The organism is Acetonema longum DSM 6540, assembly GCF_000219125.1.
GTDB classification, from domain to species: Bacteria; Bacillota; Negativicutes; order Sporomusales; family Acetonemataceae; genus Acetonema; species Acetonema longum.
Genome location: NZ_AFGF01000260.1, coordinates 1 through 1,033, shown reverse-complemented (window position 1 = coordinate 1,033; position 1,033 = coordinate 1). Strand labels below are relative to the sequence as shown.

General features: G+C 51.7%; 1 protein-coding gene. It reads left to right on the top strand.

Annotation, left to right across the window (positions count from 1 at the left end; genetic code table 11):
* Positions 1–159 precede the first annotated feature (159 nt).
* The coding region (locus ALO_RS19165; RefSeq protein ID WP_004099483.1) for a reverse transcriptase domain-containing protein at positions 160–1,033 on the top strand (874 nt) is incomplete at its 3' end.

The following is a 1,033-nucleotide window of genomic DNA, read 5'->3' as shown; positions in this document are numbered from 1 at the left end:
GGCCGTACAACGCAGTAAACGGAGGAGGCCAAAGGGAGCGTGGGAGTCGGATGATGGCGTAGTAGCGAAGATTGCGGGTAATGCCGCAGGAGAGAAGGCCATCACATCAAGAGGCCCTCTCTGAGGGAAACATTCTCTATACGCAGGGATAGGAGAAGAATGGGAACAAAACTGGAGAGGATAAGCGAACGGGTAGCCCAGAATCCCAAAATGGTATTCACGTCGCTCTATCATTGGATCGACGATGACCTGCTGAAGCAATGTCATCGAGAAATGAACGGGAGAAAAGCGACCGGCGTGGACAAAGTAACGAAAGATGAGTATGAAACCAAGTTGGAAGAGAATCTAAGCAACCTTGTAGCCAGACTCAAAAGGAAAAACTACCGACCCCAGCCATCGTTACGCGTCTATATTCCCAAGACAAACGGAAAAATGAGGCCACTGGGAATCGCGGCGTACGAAGACAAGCTCGTGCAAGACGCGCTTAGACGTGTGTTGTCGGCAGTTTTTGAAGGCAGGCTCCATGACAGTATGCACGGTTTTCGCCCAAACCGCAATTGCCACACCGCACTCCGAGCGTTGAACACCCGGATTGACCAAGGTAGGACGAACTACATCGTTGATGCTGATATCAAAGGGTATTTCAACAACATGGAGCACAGCACAATCCTGAAGCTCGTAAAGTTCAGACTGGCCGACCCAAACATCCTGTGGCTGATCCAGAAAACCCTGACGGCAGGAGTGCAGGAAGAAGGGAAATGGCGCGCGACGAGCAAGGGGGCAGAGCAAGGCAACCTGGCATCCCCAATCATCGCGAACATCTACATGCACTACGCTCTGGCGCTATGGTTTGATAGGATATTCAAGCCCACTTGCCGGGGAGAGTGCGGGCTGGTCATCTATGCCGATGATTTCGTGGCAACATTCCAGTATAAGGACGAAGCGGAGCGATTTCTCGAAACAGTGGGAAACCGATTCAAGGAGTTCGGGTTGGAATTGGAGCCAGAGAAAACGCGACTGATTGAGTTCGGCA